The 20246-nt window shown below is 38.8% G+C and carries 18 protein-coding genes and 1 pseudogene; 15 read left to right on the top strand and 4 right to left on the bottom strand.

Features of this window, described 5'->3' with window-relative positions:
• Window positions 1-5 precede the first annotated feature (5 nt).
• The 9 genes and pseudogenes from BP549_RS07480 to BP549_RS07440 all read left to right on the top strand — a co-directional run.
• Entirely contained in the window at window positions 6-365 is a 360-nt protein-coding gene (locus BP549_RS07480; protein ID WP_292379500.1) for a TrmB family transcriptional regulator, read from the top strand.
• A gap of 503 nt (window positions 366-868) precedes the next feature.
• Window positions 869-1399: an ABC transporter ATP-binding protein gene (locus tag BP549_RS07475; RefSeq protein WP_292379499.1), complete on the top strand. Its 531-nt coding sequence runs from the start codon at window positions 869-871 to the stop codon at window positions 1397-1399.
• Between the two features lie 34 nt (window positions 1400-1433).
• Window positions 1434-1577 (top strand): hypothetical protein, encoded by a 144-nt coding sequence (locus BP549_RS07470; RefSeq protein ID WP_292379497.1) that lies wholly within the window; start codon window positions 1434-1436, stop codon window positions 1575-1577.
• A gap of 144 nt (window positions 1578-1721) precedes the next feature.
• Window positions 1722-2105: a potassium channel family protein gene (locus BP549_RS07465; protein ID WP_292373489.1), complete on the top strand. Its 384-nt coding sequence runs from the start codon at window positions 1722-1724 to the stop codon at window positions 2103-2105.
• Window positions 2106-2382: 277 nt separating this feature from the next.
• Window positions 2383-2709 (top strand): CU044_2847 family protein, encoded by a 327-nt coding sequence (locus BP549_RS07460; RefSeq protein ID WP_292379494.1) that lies wholly within the window; start codon window positions 2383-2385, stop codon window positions 2707-2709.
• A gap of 157 nt (window positions 2710-2866) precedes the next feature.
• Complete coding sequence (locus BP549_RS07455; protein ID WP_292379624.1) at window positions 2867-4393, top strand: SIR2 family protein; 1527 nt, start codon at window positions 2867-2869, stop codon at window positions 4391-4393.
• Between the two features lie 337 nt (window positions 4394-4730).
• A complete protein-coding gene (locus BP549_RS07450) occupies window positions 4731-5000 on the top strand; it encodes a hypothetical protein (protein WP_292379493.1) in 270 nt (89 codons plus the stop codon).
• A gap of 24 nt (window positions 5001-5024) precedes the next feature.
• Window positions 5025-8927, top strand: a complete 3903-nt coding sequence (locus tag BP549_RS07445) for a WD40 repeat domain-containing protein (RefSeq protein ID WP_292379491.1) — start codon at window positions 5025-5027, stop codon at window positions 8925-8927.
• A gap of 379 nt (window positions 8928-9306) precedes the next feature.
• Window positions 9307-9459, top strand: a pseudogene (locus BP549_RS07440) (IS1 family transposase); the annotation flags it as partial.
• Here BP549_RS07440 and BP549_RS07435 read toward each other — a convergent pair.
• Together BP549_RS07435 and BP549_RS07430 are read right to left on the bottom strand one after the other, a co-directional pair.
• The gene (locus BP549_RS07435; RefSeq protein ID WP_292379489.1) at window positions 9456-9794 is read right to left on the bottom strand and encodes a beta/gamma crystallin family protein; all 339 of its coding nucleotides are present in this window, start codon (window positions 9792-9794) and stop codon (window positions 9456-9458) included. The pseudogene BP549_RS07440 and the gene BP549_RS07435 sit on opposite strands and share 4 nt — an antisense overlap.
• Before the next feature lie 687 nt (window positions 9795-10481).
• Window positions 10482-11523 (bottom strand): IS630 family transposase gene (locus tag BP549_RS07430; RefSeq protein WP_292379486.1). Its coding sequence is split into 2 segments (ribosomal slippage): window positions 10482-11051 and window positions 11053-11523, totalling 1041 coding nucleotides; the frame shifts between segments, so codons are not numbered across the junction.
• A 135-nt stretch (window positions 11524-11658) separates the two neighbouring features.
• On the opposite strand from BP549_RS07430, the gene BP549_RS07425 reads away from it, so the two are divergent.
• From BP549_RS07425 to BP549_RS07415, 3 genes are all read left to right on the top strand, one after another.
• The gene (locus BP549_RS07425; RefSeq protein WP_292373483.1) at window positions 11659-11790 is read left to right on the top strand and encodes a hypothetical protein; all 132 of its coding nucleotides are present in this window, start codon (window positions 11659-11661) and stop codon (window positions 11788-11790) included.
• A 477-nt stretch (window positions 11791-12267) separates the two neighbouring features.
• Complete coding sequence (locus tag BP549_RS07420) at window positions 12268-12567, top strand: carboxymuconolactone decarboxylase family protein (RefSeq protein ID WP_292373481.1); 300 nt, start codon at window positions 12268-12270, stop codon at window positions 12565-12567.
• Window positions 12568-13129: 562 nt separating this feature from the next.
• Window positions 13130-14329 carry an aldo/keto reductase gene (locus BP549_RS07415; RefSeq protein ID WP_292379483.1) on the top strand — a complete coding sequence of 400 codons (1200 nt, stop codon included), beginning with the start codon at window positions 13130-13132 and terminating at the stop codon, window positions 14327-14329.
• A gap of 365 nt (window positions 14330-14694) precedes the next feature.
• Here BP549_RS07415 and BP549_RS07410 read toward each other — a convergent pair whose 3' ends face one another.
• A complete protein-coding gene (locus BP549_RS07410; protein WP_292373477.1) occupies window positions 14695-14844 on the bottom strand; it encodes a hypothetical protein in 150 nt (49 codons plus the stop codon).
• Window positions 14796-14933, bottom strand: a complete 138-nt coding sequence (locus tag BP549_RS15785) for a hypothetical protein (protein WP_349682360.1) — start codon at window positions 14931-14933, stop codon at window positions 14796-14798. Before BP549_RS15785 ends, BP549_RS07410 begins: the two co-directional genes overlap by 49 nt.
• 788 nt (window positions 14934-15721) lie before the next feature.
• Between BP549_RS15785 and BP549_RS07405 the strand changes: the two genes are divergently transcribed.
• The 3 genes from BP549_RS07405 to BP549_RS07395 all read left to right on the top strand — a co-directional run bounded on the left by BP549_RS07405 (window position 15722) and on the right by BP549_RS07395 (window position 19724).
• Window positions 15722-17617, top strand: a complete 1896-nt coding sequence (locus BP549_RS07405; RefSeq protein WP_292373475.1) for a uroporphyrinogen decarboxylase family protein — start codon at window positions 15722-15724, stop codon at window positions 17615-17617.
• Between the two features lie 147 nt (window positions 17618-17764).
• Window positions 17765-18040 carry a hypothetical protein gene (locus BP549_RS07400; RefSeq protein ID WP_292379481.1) on the top strand — a complete coding sequence of 92 codons (276 nt, stop codon included), beginning with the start codon at window positions 17765-17767 and terminating at the stop codon, window positions 18038-18040.
• A gap of 85 nt (window positions 18041-18125) precedes the next feature.
• Entirely contained in the window at window positions 18126-19724 is a 1599-nt protein-coding gene (locus BP549_RS07395) for a TCP-1/cpn60 chaperonin family protein (protein ID WP_292379478.1), read from the top strand.
• Window positions 19725-20246: the final 522 nt, after the last annotated feature.

Genomic DNA, 20246 nt, shown 5'->3' with positions numbered 1-20246 from the left:
ATGAAGTGACTCTTAAAATTGTAGAAAATCTTCAGAAATTGGGGTTTACTGGAAACGAAGCTAAAATCTATGCAGTGCTTGTCGGTCTTAAACAGGCAAGAGCCAGTGAAATTGCAGAAGGTTCCGGAGTCCCGAGACCCAAAATCTACAGAACGCTCAGAGGGATGGAGAAGAAAGGGTATGTCCGGATTATTGAGGGCGAACCAACTCTTTTTTGCTGTGTAGAGCCTGAAGAGCTCATTTTCAGAATAAGGACGGATTTTATGCTTTCTCTAAAAGAGACTGCAAGTGAACTTAACGCTTTGAGCCCTACAACCGATGGATTTTCCTCTGAAAGTTTTCCAAAATTAGAGGTAAGGGTTTAAGAAAAAGAAGCTGGGAAAGGAGAACGTTGTTTAATGTAACTTTAGATAGTTTTGATGTAGTTTTAAGTATCATTTAAGAAATCTGATTTTAAATTCTTATAGCTCTATTTTACTCTGGGCTTACAACACGACTTTCATAGCGTTTTTGTGCCCTGATTGGAAACAAAAAGAGAGCGGAATATTAATCTTATTTTAGCCCGACTTTCGATTCGAAGATAGTCTTCGAAACTCTTTTATATATTTTTAGATAATATCAACATATAGTAAAATTTATACTTGTGGGTTAAAACTAAAAATTTCTCCAAATGAACTCACGAGTTTGATATTAATTCTTGTTTAATCTTGTGGACTTTCCGGGAAAAATCACTTAATCTTGACTGAATCTGTAATTTAATTTGAGGTTTACTATGTATTCACTCTAATTTACTCTACTATAATTTACTCTATGATTGATGTTGTACCATTATTTGCTCGCAAATAATGGATTTTCAGGAGCCTTAAAGATGATTGAAGTAAGAAATCTTTCTAAATCTTATGGAAGTACAAAGGCAGTAAATGATATTTCCCTTTCAATTGGAAAAGGTGAGCTCTTTGGGCTTCTGGGTCCTAACGGGTCAGGAAAAACGACTATGATCAAGATGCTCACCGGTCAAATAAAGCCAACCTCTGGCTACCTCCGAGTACACGGCGTGGATGTGCTCGAAGACCCGATTCGAGTCAGGGAGCTGGTAGGCGTTGTTCCTGAGCAGGAAACACCACCGAGTTTTTTGACCGCTGAAGAATACCTCTATTTCGTTGCAAAAATCCAGAAAATGGAAAACTATGAGAAAACCTGTGAAAAATGGTTCGAATTCCTGGATTTCAGAGACCAGAAAAATTCACTATGCAAAGACCTCTCAAGGGGCACAAGGCAGAAATTGATGTTTGCTCAGGCTTTCCTGCATGAGCCGGAACTCGCAATTATCGATGAGCCTCTAATCAACCTTGACCCTATATTACCTGACAGGGATTTCGCCTTCCATAAACCTCTATAACGGCAGGATTTTTGCATTATATACGATTTCAGTTATGCCGCTACTGCTTGTGAATGTTGTCCTGTCAATGTTTGGCCCGTACTACGTACTTATTAACCTCCTGCTGGTGCCTCTTGCCCTCTACCTGCTCGGACAGAGCTTCAAAAAATGGGACCGGATTGAAAGCCCGCGTTTCTAATCACAGTATCAGTTAATGGTATCAGTTAATGATATAGCTCCCATTTAAGTCAGAATTTACAGATTGCACGGATTTCTTTTTAACCTAAGATGGAAAATATGCTTGGAGGGAACGGTAATAATTCCTTTTTTTTATACATTCTTTATGTTTCTAAAGACGCTAAAAACGCTGCTTAAAGATCCTAAGTTCAGGTCCCTCCTTTATTTAACTGTGATTACTCTCGCAGGAGGTACTATTTTTTACCATAGGATGGAAGGCTGGGGATGGCTTGACTCTTTCTATTTTTCAGTTATCACTCTGGCAACTGTGGGTTATGGAGACTTTGCTCCTAAAACTGATTTTGGGAAAATATTTACCGTGGTTTATATTTTTACAGGACTTGGAATTCTGCTTGGTTTTGTCAACCCGATTGGAGAATATATTATAGATAGAAGATTCGAAGCGGAAAAGAATAAAAACGAAGGCAAAACCTATGAAAATAAATTTGATTTCTTCGGGGTATTGGGAAAGCTCAAGAATAAGAAATAGAATTTCTAGCAGGAAAAAACCTATGCTGAGAAACTTGAACTGATTTATCCTTTTTATATTGATTACATGAATTATTTTGGAATTGCCAGTGAGTTTTCTACTTAGTGGGTCAGAAGGACTGGAATTTAGAGTTTACTCGTATAGATACTTTTTATTTGTATTTCTGACTTCTTTTTCCTGTCAATTCAATAATTATTTCTCCTATATTATTAAATATTCTTTAATTATTTCATAAAAATACTCCTTTATTAATAAATATTCTAACCTGTGATTCTCTATGAAACGCCTTGTAAAATTTACTCTGGAAGACGGCAGTACTGTATTAATAGAAGCAGAAGAGGCTGAAGTTGAAGGGGAAATAACTCGTGTTTCACGTTCATCTACATCTCGTGAAATAGTAAATATCACAAATCAGACATTTGAAGAATCGCTTGGTATTGTAAAGCCTGTCTCTAATACTGTATTGAATAGGTTAAAAGACCTCAGTAAGCAACCGGAAGAAGTTAAAGTTTCTTTTGGCATTTCAATGGATTTAAAAGCCGGTATGTTTATAGCAGCGGGTACGGGTGCTAATTTTAATGTGACTTTGACCTGGAAGAATTGAGAAAGAGAGAAGTTGAAAACACTTCCATTCTGTGCCCTGATTTTTAATCTGCTTTCAAGACAGCAGGTGAGTGGAAAGAAAGGTGAGTGGGGAGAATAAACACGAGAAATATTGAGAAGAGAACTTAACTCTGTGGAGAGTGTTATTAGTGCCAACCATGCTGGAAGAGAAGGATTGGGACATCCTTCTTAAGAGAATCAAGAATGGGAAGTGCACTCCTTTTCTTGGATCTGGGGCCTGTTCTGAAAAGATTTCTGTTATTTCCCAGATTGCAAATGAGTGGGCAGAAGAGTACGACTACCCAATGGAAGACTCGGATGACTTGACACGGGTGGCTCAGTTTGTGGCTGTAACCGAAGGAGACAAGATGTTTCCAAGGGATGAGATTTGTAATAAAATCGCTGAACTGTCAGAAGAAATTACACCAACATACTTTGAAACTCCTGATGAAATTCACGGAGTGCTAGCCGATCTCCCACTACCAGTTTATATTTCCACAACTTACGATGACCTCATGGTGCGAGCTCTTAAAAGCCGTGGCAAAACACCAATCCAGGAAATATGTCGGTGGAATGAATACATCATAAAACGCAAACCAACGTCATCAGACTTCGACCCCACTCCTGAAAAACCCTTAGTATATCACCTCCATGGCTGCTATAAAATACCAGAGTCTTTAGTTCTAACAGAGGACGATTATCTGGACTTCCTTGTTGCTGTTTCAAAGGTAGAAAACCTGCTTCCTCCGCGTATTCAGGAGGCATTTGGAGGCACATCTCTTCTTCTTCTAGGCTACAAGGTAACTGATTGGGATTTCCGTGTTCTTTGCCGGATTCTTGATGAATACATAGGAAGAAGTATGATGGGTAGAAAGCACATATCTGTACAGCTCGTGCCAGGGAATGTTTCTGAGACCCAAGAAGAAAAAGCTCAGAAATATCTGGATCGCTATTTTGAGGATCTTCATATCCAGGTATACTGGCATAATTGCTGCGAATTTGCCGCAGAATTGAGAACACGATGGGAGGCTTTCAATCGTGATATCACAAAAATAGATGCTGAAAATAGGCGACGTTTTCTAATTAAAGAAAAAACCAATAAGGTTTCGATACTCTTCTTAGCAGCCGATCCCACTAATGAATCTCGCTTGCGGCTTGGTGAAGAATTTCGAGAGATTCAAGAAAAACTGAAATTGGCTAAATTTCGGGACCGCTTTACATTATTGCCACAATTGTCAGTTCGCCCATCAGATATATCCCAAGCTTTGCTTGATACACAGCCACATATCGTCCATTTTTCTGGTCATGGCACACCTACAGGTGCGTTGTGCTTTGAGGATCTAGCAGGGAAAACTCACCCGATCGATCCTGATGCGCTTGCCGCATTGTTTGAACAATTTAGCGGTCAGGTGAATTGTGTAATTTTGAACGCTTGTTACGCAGAGATTCAGGCAAAAGCCATCGCTAAACACATCAAATATGTCATTGGCATGAACCAGGCAATCGGCGATAAAGCTGCTATTGCCTTTGCTATTGGTTTTTACCAGGCATTAGGAGGAGGGCTTAGCATTGAAGAGGCATATAGATTTGGGTGTGTACAAATTCAACTACAAGGTATTCCAGAGCATCTAACACCGGTTTTAGTAAAGAAGGATCAGTCGTTATTGTCACAGCTCAACAAATAAGGATTGAGACGATGTGGAGTGTCATTTAAATTCCAGGTTCAAATAAGCTCCGGGGGTTTAAATATTTAGAATTTTTCCCTGAAATCTGATAATGAAAGCCGAGCAATAGAACAAAGTAACAATTCTCCCCTAAAGCTCCTCTCTTTCGCCAATCCCGTATTTACAGTTATTCTCATTAAAATACAGCTAAAAAACAGTACTTCAGGACAGAAATTCTCATATATCTGTGCAAATTCTAAATTTCTGGAAAATTTACGATCTGGATTTGAAATTAGCGTTGCTTAGTATCCAATTGGAGAAGTGATTTGAATTTTGAACTTTGTGGAGGATGTTATTAGTGCCAACCATGCTGGAAGTTAAGGATTGGGATATCCTTCTTAAGAGAATCAAGAATGGGAAGTGTACTCCTTTTCTTGGATCTGGGGCCTGTTCTGAAAAGAATTTGATTATTTCCCAGATTGCAAATGAGTGGGCAAAAGAGTACGACTACCCAATGGAAGACTCGGATGACTTGACACGGGTGGAGCTTGTGACTGTGGTTGAAGACCTTATGACTCTAAGGAAGAGATGTGTAGAAAAATCAAAGAACTGTCTTCCGCAGAATTGAGAACACAATGGGAGGCTTTCAATAGTGGTACCCGAATTCCAGGTTTACGTGGGCCCTCGACCTTTTGAACAGGAAGATGAATTCATTTTTTTTGGAAGAAACCGGGAAGCTCGAGATCTCCTGTCCCTAGTCATTGCACATAATCTGGTTCTCGTCTATGCCCAGTCGGGTGCAGGTAAGACTTCACTTCTCAATGCAGGGCTTATTCCTCTCCTTAAGGAAAACCAGTTTGAAGTTTTTCCGGTGGCGCGAGTTAAAGGCACAATTTTGGAATATACAAAAACTGACGAGATTTCAAACATATATGTCTTTAATACGCTCACAAGTTGGGCTGAAGGTGAATATGATATTGAGAGCCTGGCTAAAATGAGACTTGTTGACTTTTTGAATAAACAGGAGCATATGCAAGATGAAGATGGCATGCCTTTACCCCGTGCCGTCATCTTCGATCAGTTTGAGGAAATATTCTCTTTATATCAAGACCGTTGGAAAGATAAAGATGGATTTTTTGAGCAAGTAAGTACTGCTCTGGAAGCAGACCCCCTTTTAAGGGTGGTTTTTGTCATGCGGGAGGATTTCATAGCTCAGCTAGACCCTTATGCTTATCTTCTCCCCGACAGATTGCGGACGCGTTTTCACATGGAGCGTCTGCGCAGTGATGCTGCCCTGCTGGCAATCAAAGAGCCTTTGAGATATACTGGCCGTTTTTTTGCAGAAGGGGTAGCAGAAAAACTTGTCGATGATTTATTGACGATTCGAGTTGAAACAACACCAGGCAAAACCGCTGAGGTAACAGGAGAGTTCATAGAGGCTGTGCAACTTCAGGTAGTATGCCAGAACCTCTGGCGTGAGTTACCTCCAGAGGTGAAGCAAATCACATTTCAGCACCTGAAAACCTATGGCAATGTGGAACAGGAACTTTACAGGTTTTATGAAGAGGCTATAAGGGCATCAGCAGAGAAGGCACGCATTGATGAAGAAGGCCTGCGCAGATTGTGTGGCGAAGTGCTGATAACGGCTATGGGGACACGGGGGATGGTTTATCGGGCTCCAGCGTGCACCTGTGATGTTCCCAATGCAGCCATTGATGTGCTTGAAAGCATGCACCTTATCAGAGCCGAGTGGCGGGCAGGTGCACGCTGGTATGAACTGACTCACGACAGGTTTATCGAGCCAATACTATCTTCTAACAAGGTTTTTAATGATAAACTGGCAGAGATAAAAAGGACAGAGAAAGGAAGGCTAGAAAAAGAAAGGCTAGAGAAAGAATGGGCAGAGAAAGAAAAGCTAAAGAAAGAACGGCTAGAGAAAGAACGGCTAGAGAAAGAGAGGGCTGAAAAAGAAAGGATCCTACGCCGCAAAATTAAGACACTTGGAGTCTTTTCAATTGTCATTTTAATTTTAGCCGGACTTGCATTTTCTCAGAAACTGATTGCTGAAGAAAAGAGTAATCTTGCTGAAGAAAAGACTAAAGAAGTAGAGAAGCAGAGCCATCTTGCTGAAGAACAGACAAAGCTAGCTGAAGAAAAGAGCCATCTTGCTGGAGAACAGACAAAGCTAGCTGAAGAACAGAAACAGATAGCTGAAGAACTGAGAAAAAAAGCCGAGACGCAGAAACAGCTTGCTGAGGTACAGAGAACAAGAGCCAAGAGTCAGAAACAGCATGCTGAAGATAAGACGAAAGAAGCTGAAGAAAAGACGAAAGAAACTAGTGCTTCGAAATTAAATTTACAATCCAGTATTCTCTCTCAAGATCCTAGGACTCTGGATAAAAGTGTTCTTCTTGCTATCGAATCATTTAATATTAGCAGAACATCGACCGCTGATCAGTTAATACGTCAGGGATTGTTACTCATACCTCATAAAGTTGTATTTTTGAATCATGATCAATGGGTGAATGATATTGTATTTAGTCCTGATGGAAAATACGTTTCTACGGCGAGTAATGACAATACCTCACGTTTATGGGATGCACTTACAGGTAAAGAGATTTTAGTTTTAAATCATGATCAATGGGTGAATGATGTTATATTTAGTCCTGATGGAAAATATGTTGCTACGGCGAGTAATGACAATACTGCAAGTTTATGGGACGCATCTACAGGTAAAAATATTACTCTTAATCATGATGGTTCAGTGAATAATATCGTATTCAGTCTTAATGGAAAATATGTTGCTACGGCGAGTAATGACAAAACCGCACGTTTGTGGGATGCAATCACAGGTAAACAGATTTTAGTTTTGAATCATGCTGGTCCGGTAAATGATGTTGTATTCAGTCCTGATGGAAAATATATCGCTACGGCGAGTTTTGACAATACATCACGCATATGGGATGCATTTACAGGTGAACCAATCTTAGTTCTGAAACATAATGGTCCAGTGAATAATATCGTATTCAGTCCTGATGGAAAATATATCGCTACGGCGAGTGATGACAATACTGCATGTTTATGGGATGCAGCTACAGGTAAACAAATTTTCCTTCTGAGGCATGCTGGTCCGATAAATGATATTGTATTCAGTCCTGATGGAAAATATATCGCTACGGCGAGTTTTGACAATACTGCATGTTTATGGGATGCAACCACAGGTAAACAAATTTTCCCTCTGAAACATAATGGTCCAGTGAACAATATCATATTCAGTCCTGATGGAAAATATATCGCTACTGCGAGTTTTGACAATACCGCATGTTTATGGGATGCAACCACAAGTAAACAGATTTTAGTTTTGAATCATGATGCTTCGGTGAATAATGTTGTGTTCAGTCCTAGCGGAAAATATGTTGCTACTGCAAGTGCTGACAATACTGCACGTTTATGGGATGTATCCACTACTGTTTTGAATCATAATGCTTCGGTGAATAATGTTGTGTTCAGTCCTGATGGAAAATATGTTGCTACGGTGAGTGCTGACAATACTGCATGTTTATGGGATGCAACCACAGGTAAACAAATTTTCCTTCTAATACATGATGATCCGGTGAATAATGTTGTATTCAGTCCTGATGGAAAATATGTTGCTACGGCGAGTAATGACAATACCTCATGTTTATGGGATGCATCGACAGGTAAAGAGATTTTTGATTCTCTCAAACATGAAGGTCCGGTGAATAATGTTGTATTCAGTCCTGATGGAAAATATGTTGCTACAGCGAGTATCGACAATACCGCACGCTTATGGGATGCATCGACAGGCAAAAATATCTCTATTCTGAAACATGATAGTTGGGTATACAAAGTTGTATTCAGTCCTAATGGAAAATACATTTCAACAGCTAGCAAAGACCACAAAGCACGTTTATGGAACGTATCTACAGGTAAACAAATTTTTGTTCTAAACCATAGTGGTTGGGTAAATAATGTTGCGTTCAGTACTGATGGAAAATACATTGCTACGGCAAGTGATGATAAAACCGCACGTTTATGGGATACATTTACAGGTAAAGAGATTTTAGTTTTGAATCATAATTCTTCGGTGAATAATGTTATGTTCAGTCCTGATGGAAAATACGTTGCTACGGCGAGTGATGATAAAACCGCACGTTTATGGGATGCATTTACAGGTAAAGAGATTTTAGTTTTGAATCATGACGCTTCGGTGAATAATGTCGTATTCAATCCTGATGGAAAATATGTTGCTACTGCAAGTGCTGACAATACCGCACGTTTATGGGATGCATCAACAGGTAAAGAGATTTTAGTTCTGAAACATAATGGTCCAGTGAATAATATCGTATTCAGTCCTGATGGAAAATATATCGCTACGGCGAGTGATGACAATACCGCGCATTTATGGATATGTAATACAGAAGATCTTATTAATCAAGCTAGCCATCGTTTAACCCGAAATCTTACACCAAAGGAATGGAAACAGTATATGGGTAATGAGCCTTATCATAAGACATTTCCAAATTTACCATAAAAGTTTGTGAATATGGGACTTATTCACTTAACGTATAAAATCAAGCACATTCGGCATTGTGACTGGTTTAGTGTTTTACATCTGGAGGCTTAATGCAAGGACTTACGCACTTGAAGTACAAAACCAATAGCAATAAACTCATAACTTCCAAATATCCAAATTATAACTATGACGTTTATTGCACTTGTTTTTTTCCATCATAAGTGCGTAAACCCTATTATTATAACCTTCGTAAAAAAGAATATACCATCATTGATTTAATCCTAAATATTTCCATGAAAGGAATGAGTAATGAAGCTATTGCTGATGTTTTAAGGATACAGTCAGCTACTTTAAAGCAATAGTTAGACTTGCATCTGAGTGTAGCATAATGGCAAATCAAATGACGCTTTACTGTACCCGTTTCAACTTCTGTAGAAAGCATGTGGAATTAAAGTATAAAGATGGAAGAAGCGTTGGATGTAAAAATACACCTGCAAGAAAAGCAGGGATTATAGATTCAAAGTGGACACTACAAAAATGTTTTTTTTAAATCTGTTTAAAAGACGAGATTAAATTGTCGGGTATACCAGCACTTCCCACCGAGGAATATTCTCCTGGTCCAAGATCCCAATAACGACCTCCATAATTTGGATATTCATAGAATCTCCATGTACCTGACATGACCTTAATTGATGATATCTTGTCGTTCAATCCAACGCTTGGTTGATCAGAAGTAGTGTCAAGATTTTCTCCCCCAAAGTTAATAAGCCCATATACAATTACTTCTGCTGCGCTTACTGTTCCAGCTGTTGCAGATATCACAGAAAAGGCCAATAATAAAACATACAGTATCTTCCTCAAAGTACCGAATATCTCTTTTCCCATAATACCATACTCCCAAAGTTTATATTCAATAAAGTTTTAGTTTTTCAACTGTTTTTCCTAGCAGACAGCTTGATATAATCAAATTGAATCATTTTTGCAGGTATTGAAACCTGGCTGTATTCCCAAGTTATTGAACAGGGCCCTATAAGTTAGCAATTTCCAATTTCCACGTATGATCAGTTATTTTTCTGCCATTGCTGGAGTTCCCTTGAAACCATTTTCTTTTTCAGAGTCAATTTTTAATCGAGGATATCTTAAAATCCAAAAGCATTTCTCCAATTGGAGAACAAATCCCGTTAATTTCAACTTTAGATCATAAGTTTTCTGGAATTCAGATACACACTAATCTTAAGTTATCACTCTATCTCATAGGACTATATGCATTCAAAATATAAAATCAAGTACAGTAAACATTAAATGTTACCGTTTTTCGGTTCAAATGCATAAGTCCTATCTCAATTAGGATCAAGTTTAATTTTAAGATATGATCTTAGTTCTCAAATTCTGAATAAAAACTCAAGTTTCCAACGATAAAAATTAATTTAAAACTTTTATTAATGTGAGAATAAAGGTTGTTTTTGGGATGAACTATCCTTTAAATAACCTGCTATGAGTTGAATTCCGATTGACAAGTTAATTTTTTTAAAAGTGTTCGGGATATAATTATTTGTGACTATAGTTCCTTACTCAACAAACTACACTTTTTATTTGTGGATTGAACGTTTCTATCCATTTCTTTGCAAACGATAATGACTTTTCCACTTTTATAAATTCATTTTTTATAACGTTTCTTAGATGTTCTTTAGATTGAATAAATCTGACAGATATTTCTCGTTTTATCGTTTTCCATACAAATTCTACAGGATTTAGATCTGGTGAATAAGGAGGAAGAAACACAAGTGTGATATTTAATTCTCTTGCTTTCCATACCGTTTTATCAGCATGATGTGACCTTGAATTATCCAGAACAAGAATTATTCTTTTCCCTAAATTCTGCTCCACAATTTTCTCAAGGAATTCACATACATTTTCTGCTTTTGAACTTTCCATAAAATCGATCAGATTTCTGCCGTTGATAGAATAAAAGGCAAATGCGTTTGCCTTTATACAATCTGTATTTTTAATAATTAAAGGCTTTTTAAATGACCATAATCGTTGCGTATTTGCTTTTGTTTGTGGTGAAGATTCATCCAGAAAACCTATGATATATTGGTCATCTGGACCAATATATGCTGGAATTGCTTCTATTAACTTTTTTTAAAATTTCCTCAGCGTTTTCAGGTCTTCTGTAGTCAAGAGTATATGGTTTTGAATGATACATATTAAAACTATGCAATATAACTCCTATTTGCTTTTGTGAATACTCTACACCATATTTTTCCTTTACTAGCTCCAAAACTTCTCTTGTAGTCCAGTAATCCTTTCTTTCTAACAAGATTCTTAACTCTTTTATTTGATTATCAGTAAGCTTGGATTTTCTTCCTCCACCAAAATTTGGTATCAAGGCGGCATAGCCGCCTTTATTCCAATCCTCTTGCCAGTAATATCCTGTTTTCTTAGTAACTCCAACTTTAGTAGCAGCTTCTTCAACAGAATCTCCTAAAAACCTAAATTTGACAAAATAGAGCCTTTTAAGCACTCTTGAATTGTTTTCATGTCTGATTAAAACGTTAATCTCATCAAGAGTTGTTATATTTCGATCAATAGGAATGTGTTCTTTCCCCACCATAAGAAAAGGTAAGTGTTAATACGTGTAATAAGTTGCGTTGAAGACTATAATTATTATTTTGACTGGAAACTTATTTATAACTTTAAGTAAGTATACACATTACTTAATTAAAATAATAAAACAGAAGGGATCTATATGTCAAAAAAATCTACAATAGGCGACACTCCAAAAGCAGGGGCTAGTTGTGGAAAACCTCAGGCAAAGGCTCCAGCTGATAAGTCATCAAAGAAGGAAAAATCAGCCAAAAAAGGGAAAAAAGAAAAATAATTGAAACAAATCAGTTCTTCAGGTAGTAGCTTATCATTTCAATCGACACCCGGGAAATATGGAGCATAATAAAATTTGAAATTCTGTTATAGAATATATAACCTGATATATAATAAAAGAAATTCAGAAATATATCCTATAACAGATGCAAAAAACCGATAAGTTACTGCCTGAGTGACTTTCCTTAAAGCAGATTTTTGGGCTGTTTATGTGTAGGCAGCACAGGCAGCTTCATTGTATTAATCAGGGTCAAGTACAACTCCGTCAAGCTTCTAGATTCCATCAATTATACTGTCAATCGGCTCAGTTTCGATAAGTCCGGACATTCTACCACCGATTCTCTTTCTTTTTCTACGTCTTCAGTTTGTTTGGAGGAAGGTTTTTAAATTGATTGCTAGATATAAGAATTAATAAAGGAACATAATAAATGGAAAAGACTAAACTCAAGATTTCCTCAAGAAAAGCGGAGATGGTACATTGACAGAAAATCCTTTACAGGTTATTGTGGATCAGGACCCTGAATTATTTACCCTGCTTGAAAATACACGTGAACTTGCTTTTGTGGAAGGCGGAATTCCTCTCAAGTACAAATTCCTGCTTGCAATGTCCCTGGATGCAGCTAACGGTGCAGTAAACGGAGTAAAATCCCTTGCAACTCAGGCAATGCAGGCAGGTGCAACAAAAGAAGAAGTAATGCAAGCAATAAGGATAACTCAGTACATTTTTGGAGTTGGAAGCGTTTATACAGCCTCAGAAGCCCTTAAAGGAATATTATAACTTTAAAAGCGTTAAAAATTTTAATAGATCCATCGAATTATTCGTCTTACAGAATATTTCATAAGGCTTTATCTTATTACTTCTTATGTTAAGTAAAAAGCTACCTTTAAATTATTTTATACTTAATGAATATCTTAAATGTTATTTAATACTATTTAATATAATATATTAAATAATATATTAAATAATATATTAAATAGTATATTAAATAATATTTAAAATATTATTTTTAAATATCATTTTTAAATATTATATTAGGAGAACAAGATGCCGGATTTTTTTTGACTTTTAACTCTTTTGGGTTAGTAATTTATAACATTTTTCGAACAGAATCGAATTTTTACATCAACTTGGATTTTTTTATATATCGAATCAATAACATTTTTGAATTGACATTTTCTACATTTATGAATCCTAGATGATTTATTTCTTCAATAAAGTCATGATAATGTATAATTACGTTAATGATGTCATTTTAAAGGCACCGTTCTTCCAAGCTGGGACTCGGGGTGGAAAACTATTAAAAATCAGGGAACAACTTAAAAGCAGAAGGGTAATGGAAATGCTGTACAGAGAAGTACCACAAAATGGAGATAAACTTTCTATACTGGGATTCGGGTGCATGCGGCTTCCAGTAAAAGAAGACGGTACGATAGATGAGGAAAGAGCCACTAAGCAAGTACGCTATGCAATTGACCACGGAGTAAACTATATTGATACGGCCTGGCCGTATCATATGGGAGAAAGCGAGCCTTTCCTTGGCAGAGCTCTTGCTGATGGATACCGCGAAAGAATCAAGCTTGCTACAAAACTTCCCTCCTGGATAATAAAAAACCGAGAGGATATGGATAAAATCCTGAATGCCCAGCTTGAAAGGCTCAGGACGGATCATATCGACTATTACCTTGTACACGGACTCGTGGGGGCTTTATGGGATAAAATGGAAAAGCTTGATGTTCTTGGTTTCCTTGACAGGGCAAAGGCTGACGGTCGAATTGTAAATTCCGGCTTTTCGTTTCATGGATCAATTGACGATTTCAAACGAATCGTGGACGCATATCCCTGGACTTTTTGCCAGATACAGTACAATTTTCTGGATGAAAAGAACCAGGCAGGAACGGAAGGACTTGAGTATGCCGCTTCAAAGGGTCTGGGTATTATTATCATGGAACCTCTGCGCGGAGGCAAGCTGACAAAACTGGTGCCTCCTGAAGTTCAGGAGATCTGGAATGAGGCTCCTATAAAACGCACACCTGCAGAATGGGCTCTTCGCTGGGTGTGGAACCGACCTGAGGTTACGGTTGTGCTTTCAGGCATGAATGAGGAATCCCATCTTGAAGAGAACCTGAGAATTGCGAATGAAGCCTATCCGAATTCCCTGAAAGAAAACGAACTGCAAATTGTGAAAAAAGCAGAACAAAAATATAGGGAGATTATGAAAACAGGCTGCACAGGCTGTAGATACTGTTTACCCTGTCCTTCTGGTGTGGACATTCCTGGCTGCTTTGAAGTATATGACAACTTTTACCTATCAGGAAATGAAAAAGAAGCAAAACTTATGTATGTGGCAAAGCCAGGCGGGATAATAAGAGGCGATGTACCAGGATATGCTTCCCAGTGTATCCAATGCGGACAATGCACTGAAAAATGCCCGCAACATCTGGATATTTCTTCCTTGCTTAAGGCCGTGGAGGAGAAATTTGAGGGAAAAGACCTGAAGGGATGGAAGGTTATAGCAAAAAAAATGTTCGGGAAGGAATAAAAAGCGTTTTAGAGAACATAAAGGTTTTGAGGATGAATAAAAGTAAAATAATAAATCAATAATCCTTTTTAGCCTTTTAATGCATTATCCGAATATACAATTGCCTAATATCTTCTATTGCTTTTTCATTTAGCATTCCTTTCCTATCGAAAAAGCTATTCCAAGCTTACATCTCATATCATAATAGTCTCCATTTCCAGAATTGTATATAGCAGGCCTGATTTTCTAATATCTGGATTTCCTTTTTCATCGAGTACAGATTAATCGGCCTTGATGTCCAGAATTTCTCCTACAAAGAGAGTATGAAGTCCTATCTCAAGGGTATGCAGAAGTTTGCACCCTATTAAGACCGGAAACTCTCCCACTTATGGGGCAGGCACAAGCTCGCTTCTTACCGGTATAAGGCAGGCTGCCTCAAACTTATATCCATCTCTTCCGCTTGCGATTCCTATGTAATCGGCTTGCCTTAAATATTCTTCTGACGGAATGCTGACCGTAAATGCTCTGTTTTCCATAATACAGGATAGCTATAAGTCGCTTTTCTTAAGGATATGCTGATGCATGGAGGGTTCGAACAGTAGGTTCCTGCCCAGGCTATAGTCATGGCAGTTGGTTTTCCGTTCATGTCATAGGTACCGATAACCCATGTTAGGGCCGGAAATGTGAGTGGTTTTGCTCCTACTGATTGCTTCATGCTTTTATTTTTCTTTTCAATAGGTGAAAAGAGAGAACGAGACTGGTGTGAGGAGCCATTTTATTGATTTTCACCGAATCTTATAAATGCTATTGACTTGTAGCAAGATTAGCTCTTCAGGATTCTTAATTTCTGTATATTGAATTACAAGTTAATCCTTTAATACACGGGCCAAGCCTTAAAATTTTCAAAGCCCTTCAATATTTAAGGCCTTCTTTTTTTCGAACCTGGGGAATTTTGCAATCTCCTTGTAAGTCGCCACCTCCGGCAGAAAAGCTGAGGATAAAAACATCTGGGAAATATAATATTTTTAGTATATTGAGAATTTAATATGCTGGAAAAATCGGGCAAGTATGATATTTCAGAAAAAGCTTATTTTTTAAAGGAGAAAAATATTGCTCGAGGATAGAAAAGCAACATCAGTTAAGCTATATACAATAGAGAGAATCTCTAACTGATAATCATTGAGTAAAAGGATAACAGTTTCTGGAGCTAAATCCGGAAAATGCCTTAAACGCTGTACATAGTATGAAAAACATACTTATCAATGGTTATTGTGTGGCTTAAAAAGCTTATGAGTGTGAATTTACGTTAACGGGATGTGGAGCCCGTTAAGGATCTAAATACAACAAAATTGAGATCCTGAAAGAAAGGCAGTTCTCTGCCAGATTGGATTTTAAGAAAAAAGGAGATTTTCAATGGCAAAAGATGAAATATTAAACGCTTTAGCTGATGCTGTAGTTGAAGGCGACGAAGAACTTGCAGAAGAATTCGCACAAAAAGTCCTTGAAGAAGAACTTGATGCGTATGAGGCAATCGTTGACGGGCTTGCAAAAGGCATGAAGATTATAAGTGATATGTATGAAAAGGGAGAAGCATTCGTGCCAAGTCTTCTTCTTGCAGCCGATGCAATGTATGCAGGAATGGAAATTCTCACCCCTTACATTAAGGTAGATGGAAGTGCCGCTCCCCAGAACGTAATTATAGGCACTGTAGAAGGAGACGTCCACGATATAGGAAAGAACCTCGTTAAGACAATGATGACTGCAGCCGGCTTCAATATGATTGACCTTGGCTGTGATGTGCCGCTTGGAAAATTTGCAGAGGCTGCAAAGGAAAACAAAGCAACAGCAATTTCCATGAGCACCCTGATGACCACCACAATGGGAGGAATGGAAACTGTTATCGAACAGCTTCAGGAAGAAGGTATAAGGGATTCTCTTGTGGTTATGGTAGGCGGTGCACCTGTTTCAAAAGAATATGCAGAATCCATCGGAGCAGACGGCACAGCTCTTGATGCAAGTGCAGCAGTCGAAACCCTTACCGCTCTTGTCAGCGAGATTTCGGAGAATGCCTGGAGCGAATCCGCACTTGTAGAAAGTAAAATGAAGTATAAAGAGTCCCTTGCTCAGAAAGGAGTAAAAGAAAATATCGATATCGGCCTTGTAACCGCCGAGAAAGTTATGGCAGAATTTGACTCCGTTATCCCCAAGTTAAATGAAACCATGACAAAGGCAGAGAGGTTCACCGCCTCACTTGAAGATAAGAAAGTCGATAGGCTTCCGATTGCAACCCTTGCTTGCGGTGTATCTAGAAAATTCGTGCCCTGCAGTTATGTTGACTACTCTACAAAGGCCGAAAAATATGCAGCTTGTGTGGAAGCAGGTATCAAATACTTCAATATGGACACCTTCGTGGGACTGACCGATCTCTGTGTTGACGCAGCAGATTTCGGAGCAACTATCAGGTACCCTGAGGAGGATACCCCTGCAGCTATAGGACACCTTGAAGACTATGAAAAACTGGAAGTTCCGGAAATCAAGGAAGGCACCCGTGCATATAACCTTATCCAGGGCAATAAACTCGCAACCGAGAAGGCACACGCTCTTGGAGCACCCATGACAGCCCTGATTGAAGGCCCAATGGTGGCTCTTACCCAGATCATGGGAGCAACTCGTGTACTATCCGATCTCAGAACCAACCCGGATGTTGTCCTTAAGGCTCTTGACAAGACTACCACCTATGTTGAAGAGATCATGAAAGGTATGTTCGAGGAAGCTCAGCCTGATAATCTCTGTATGGTTACCCTGTGGACAAATAATGTCATCCTCAGCGCTGATGAATATATGAAGTCCGAAGGTCAGGTCATGCAGAACAGGATTGCACCTCTCTATAAGAAGTATAACAAGCCGACCGTTATCCACAATTGTTCCGATGCCCCACACTGGGATCTTATCAACAAATGGGATACAAAGTACTACAGTTACACTTTCTATCCGGATGAGGTCAATAAAGGTTCCAAAGACCACAAATATCTGATCAACAATTACGGCAAGGAAACTATGTTTGCCGGTGAAGTCAGCCCAATTATCTTCCTTGATAACAGCCCAGAGGGCCTGGAAAAAATGAAGGCCGACACAATTGCGCTTCAGGAGAGCGTACTTCAAACCCTTAAAGAAAACGGAATGCAGTCCAAATATGCGATTGCAACAGGTTGTGAAGTACCCCCAGGAGCTCCCTGCGATTCCATTACTGCCCAAACCTATACCGTGGCACAGAAGGGCCCGGAGATCTACAAGAAAATTATGGGATAAAATCGGTTTTACAGAAAAGTGGGCTTCTACTTGTGCATAAAAGGATAGGCTTTCAGCCTATCCTGTATTTTTAGTTATAGAGTGCATGCAGACTCCCGAAGAAAGGAAAAAGAGTTTCTTAATTAATTCTGGAAGAGGTGAAACTGGATGAAATGCCCGAAAAAACCTGCAGAAAGGAAAAGGATTTCGATTCTGGCATATTCTCCTAAAGCCTGCAAGCCAGAGCATGGCTGCTCGTCAGAGAATTCTCTTTTTCACTATTCGATTATTGAGACCCATCCTATAAATTACGAATATGGATCAAGCCCTGTAAGGTCAGCCTTTACAGTCTTTTCATTTTCCGGGCCGCCTATAAAAACGAATCTGACAATGAAAAGCCCTGAGAATTACTTAGAATATGCTGAAAAGTGTTCCCAATCATAGTGATTTTGAAACCCGGATTAATTGTGTTTAGATAGAATCTGAGTTGCTTTGAGAAAACAGGTTGAATTTACAGCAGGGAAAAAAGATGGCAAGCGAATTAGAAACAACTCCTCCTGAAAGCCAAGATGGTATTGCAAAACTTGCTCGAACAGTTCGAGAGAAAATCTTGATTGACGAGCCTGTAAAAGAAGACGGGCTTATTGACCAGCTTGAACGAGCAGCGACTGAAATCGATGATTTGCTGGGCTCGTCTTTTGGTCCAAGAGGCATGAACAAAATAATAATAAACCCTGTAGGGGATATTTTTGTCACAAGTGATGGCAAGGTAATTTTGAAGGAAATGGATGTGCTCCACCCGATTGTGACCACACTTAAAAAGCTTGCCGAGTCGATGGATAAAGCCTGCGGGGACGGAACAAAAACTGCTGTTATTTTAGCAAGCAACCTTATAAAAAACGCAATCGAACTGATAAGACAAGGTGTACACCCAACAACCATTATAGAAGGATATGAGCTTGCCCTGAAAAAAACGTACGAGATGATCCAGTATAGTGTTAAGCAGGCAACGGAAGAAGATGTGCGGACAACAATCCTGTGCTCAGCAACAGGAAAAGGTATTGAAAAAAAACAGGCAGAAGCAGTAACTGATATCGTCCTGAAAGTTGTTGAGCATTTGAACGAGATGCAGTCAGGAAGGATTGATCTTAACAGAAACGTAAAAGTGCTCAAAAAAACCGGCGGAACCGAAGTTTTTGCCCTTGAAGGCCTGATTCTGGATGAAAACCCTGCAAGAGAGGATATGCCAAAAACGTTCGAAAATCCGGCAGTCCTTATTACAAATTATGACCTCAAGATAAAGAGCGGATACTTAAATCCCCAGCATAATCTCAAAATGGATTCAGTGAAGACTTCAATCCTGTTTGAGGAGAGGAAAAAGGAAATGTGTGGGGAAATTGCCCGGAAAATCATAAATTCGGGTGCAAATGTGCTATTTTCTGAGGGGGACATTGATCCGTATATAGAAACCCTGCTTCGAGACAATAATATCCTGGCTTTCAAGAAACTAAAGATGAAAGACCTCGAAAAGCTTGCAGAAGCTACAGGCACGACTCTGATGACCCAGCATGATGAGATCCACCCATACGATCTTGGTAAAGCAGACATTATAAGGGTTGAAAAGAAGAATGGGGAGAATTTTGTGTTTATTGCTGTCAGAGAAAAGGCAATTGCTTCTATTCTGATCCGGGAACCTGTGAAATATGGACTTGACAAGGTTGAAGAAGCAGTCGACGACGCCCTGAATAATGCGGCTTTCTTCCTGAAAAATAAGGAAATTGTAAACGGGGGAGGCGCAATCGAGTTTGAGCTCGCACATATGCTCAGGCTGTTTGCAGCAACACAGACAGGTAAAAAACAGCTTGCAGTGCAGGCTTATGCAGATGCCCTTGAAAAAATCCCAACCATTCTGGCACGTAATATGGGAATGAATGCAATCGATGCTTTGGTACAGATGAGAAATGCATATTCAAAAGGAATTGAAGCAAGAATAGACATTTCAGGAAAAGTTACCGAAAAAGGACCAGAGGTATACGATTCGGCAGCAGTAAAAAAACTTGCAATAATAGCGGCCACAGAAACAGCAAGAAACGTACTCAGAATAGACGAAATTATCCCTAAAAAATGATATCACGATGATAACAATGCAAATCCCTCTCAAATGCATTGGTATCTACCTCCTAAAAATAAAAAAGAAAAAACAGATCGAACCCAAAGAAAGTTGAGTAGTCAAAGAGCCAAACCTCCAGGCGAAGAGAATAATGAGCCAAACGTCAGAGTAGCGGCTTTCAGGCATATTTTGCCATTTTAAAGCCGAAAAAGCCGCAAATCCTGACAATCACAATGATAGCAATGCAAATTCCCTCTCAAATGCATTGATATCTACCTCCTAAAAATAAAAAAGAAAAAACATTTCAGAGAGACACAAATTTGCCATTTTTAATGTGTCTCCTGAAAAGAAAAAACAGTTCAAATCCAAAAGAAAAACAGCTCAAACCCAAAAGAAAAACGGCTCAAACCCAAAAGAAAAAAACAGATCGAACCCAAAGAAAGTTCAATAGTCAAAGGGCCAAACCTCCAGGCGAAGAGAATAATGAGCCAAATGTCAGAGTAGCGGCTTTCAGGCGTATTTTGCCATTTTAAAGCCAAA

This window comes from Methanosarcina sp. UBA289, assembly GCA_002496565.1.
Taxonomy (GTDB): Archaea; Halobacteriota; Methanosarcinia; order Methanosarcinales; family Methanosarcinaceae; genus Methanosarcina.
Note: the sequence above shows the minus strand (reverse complement) of the source record. Positions and strands in the feature narration are given on the sequence as shown.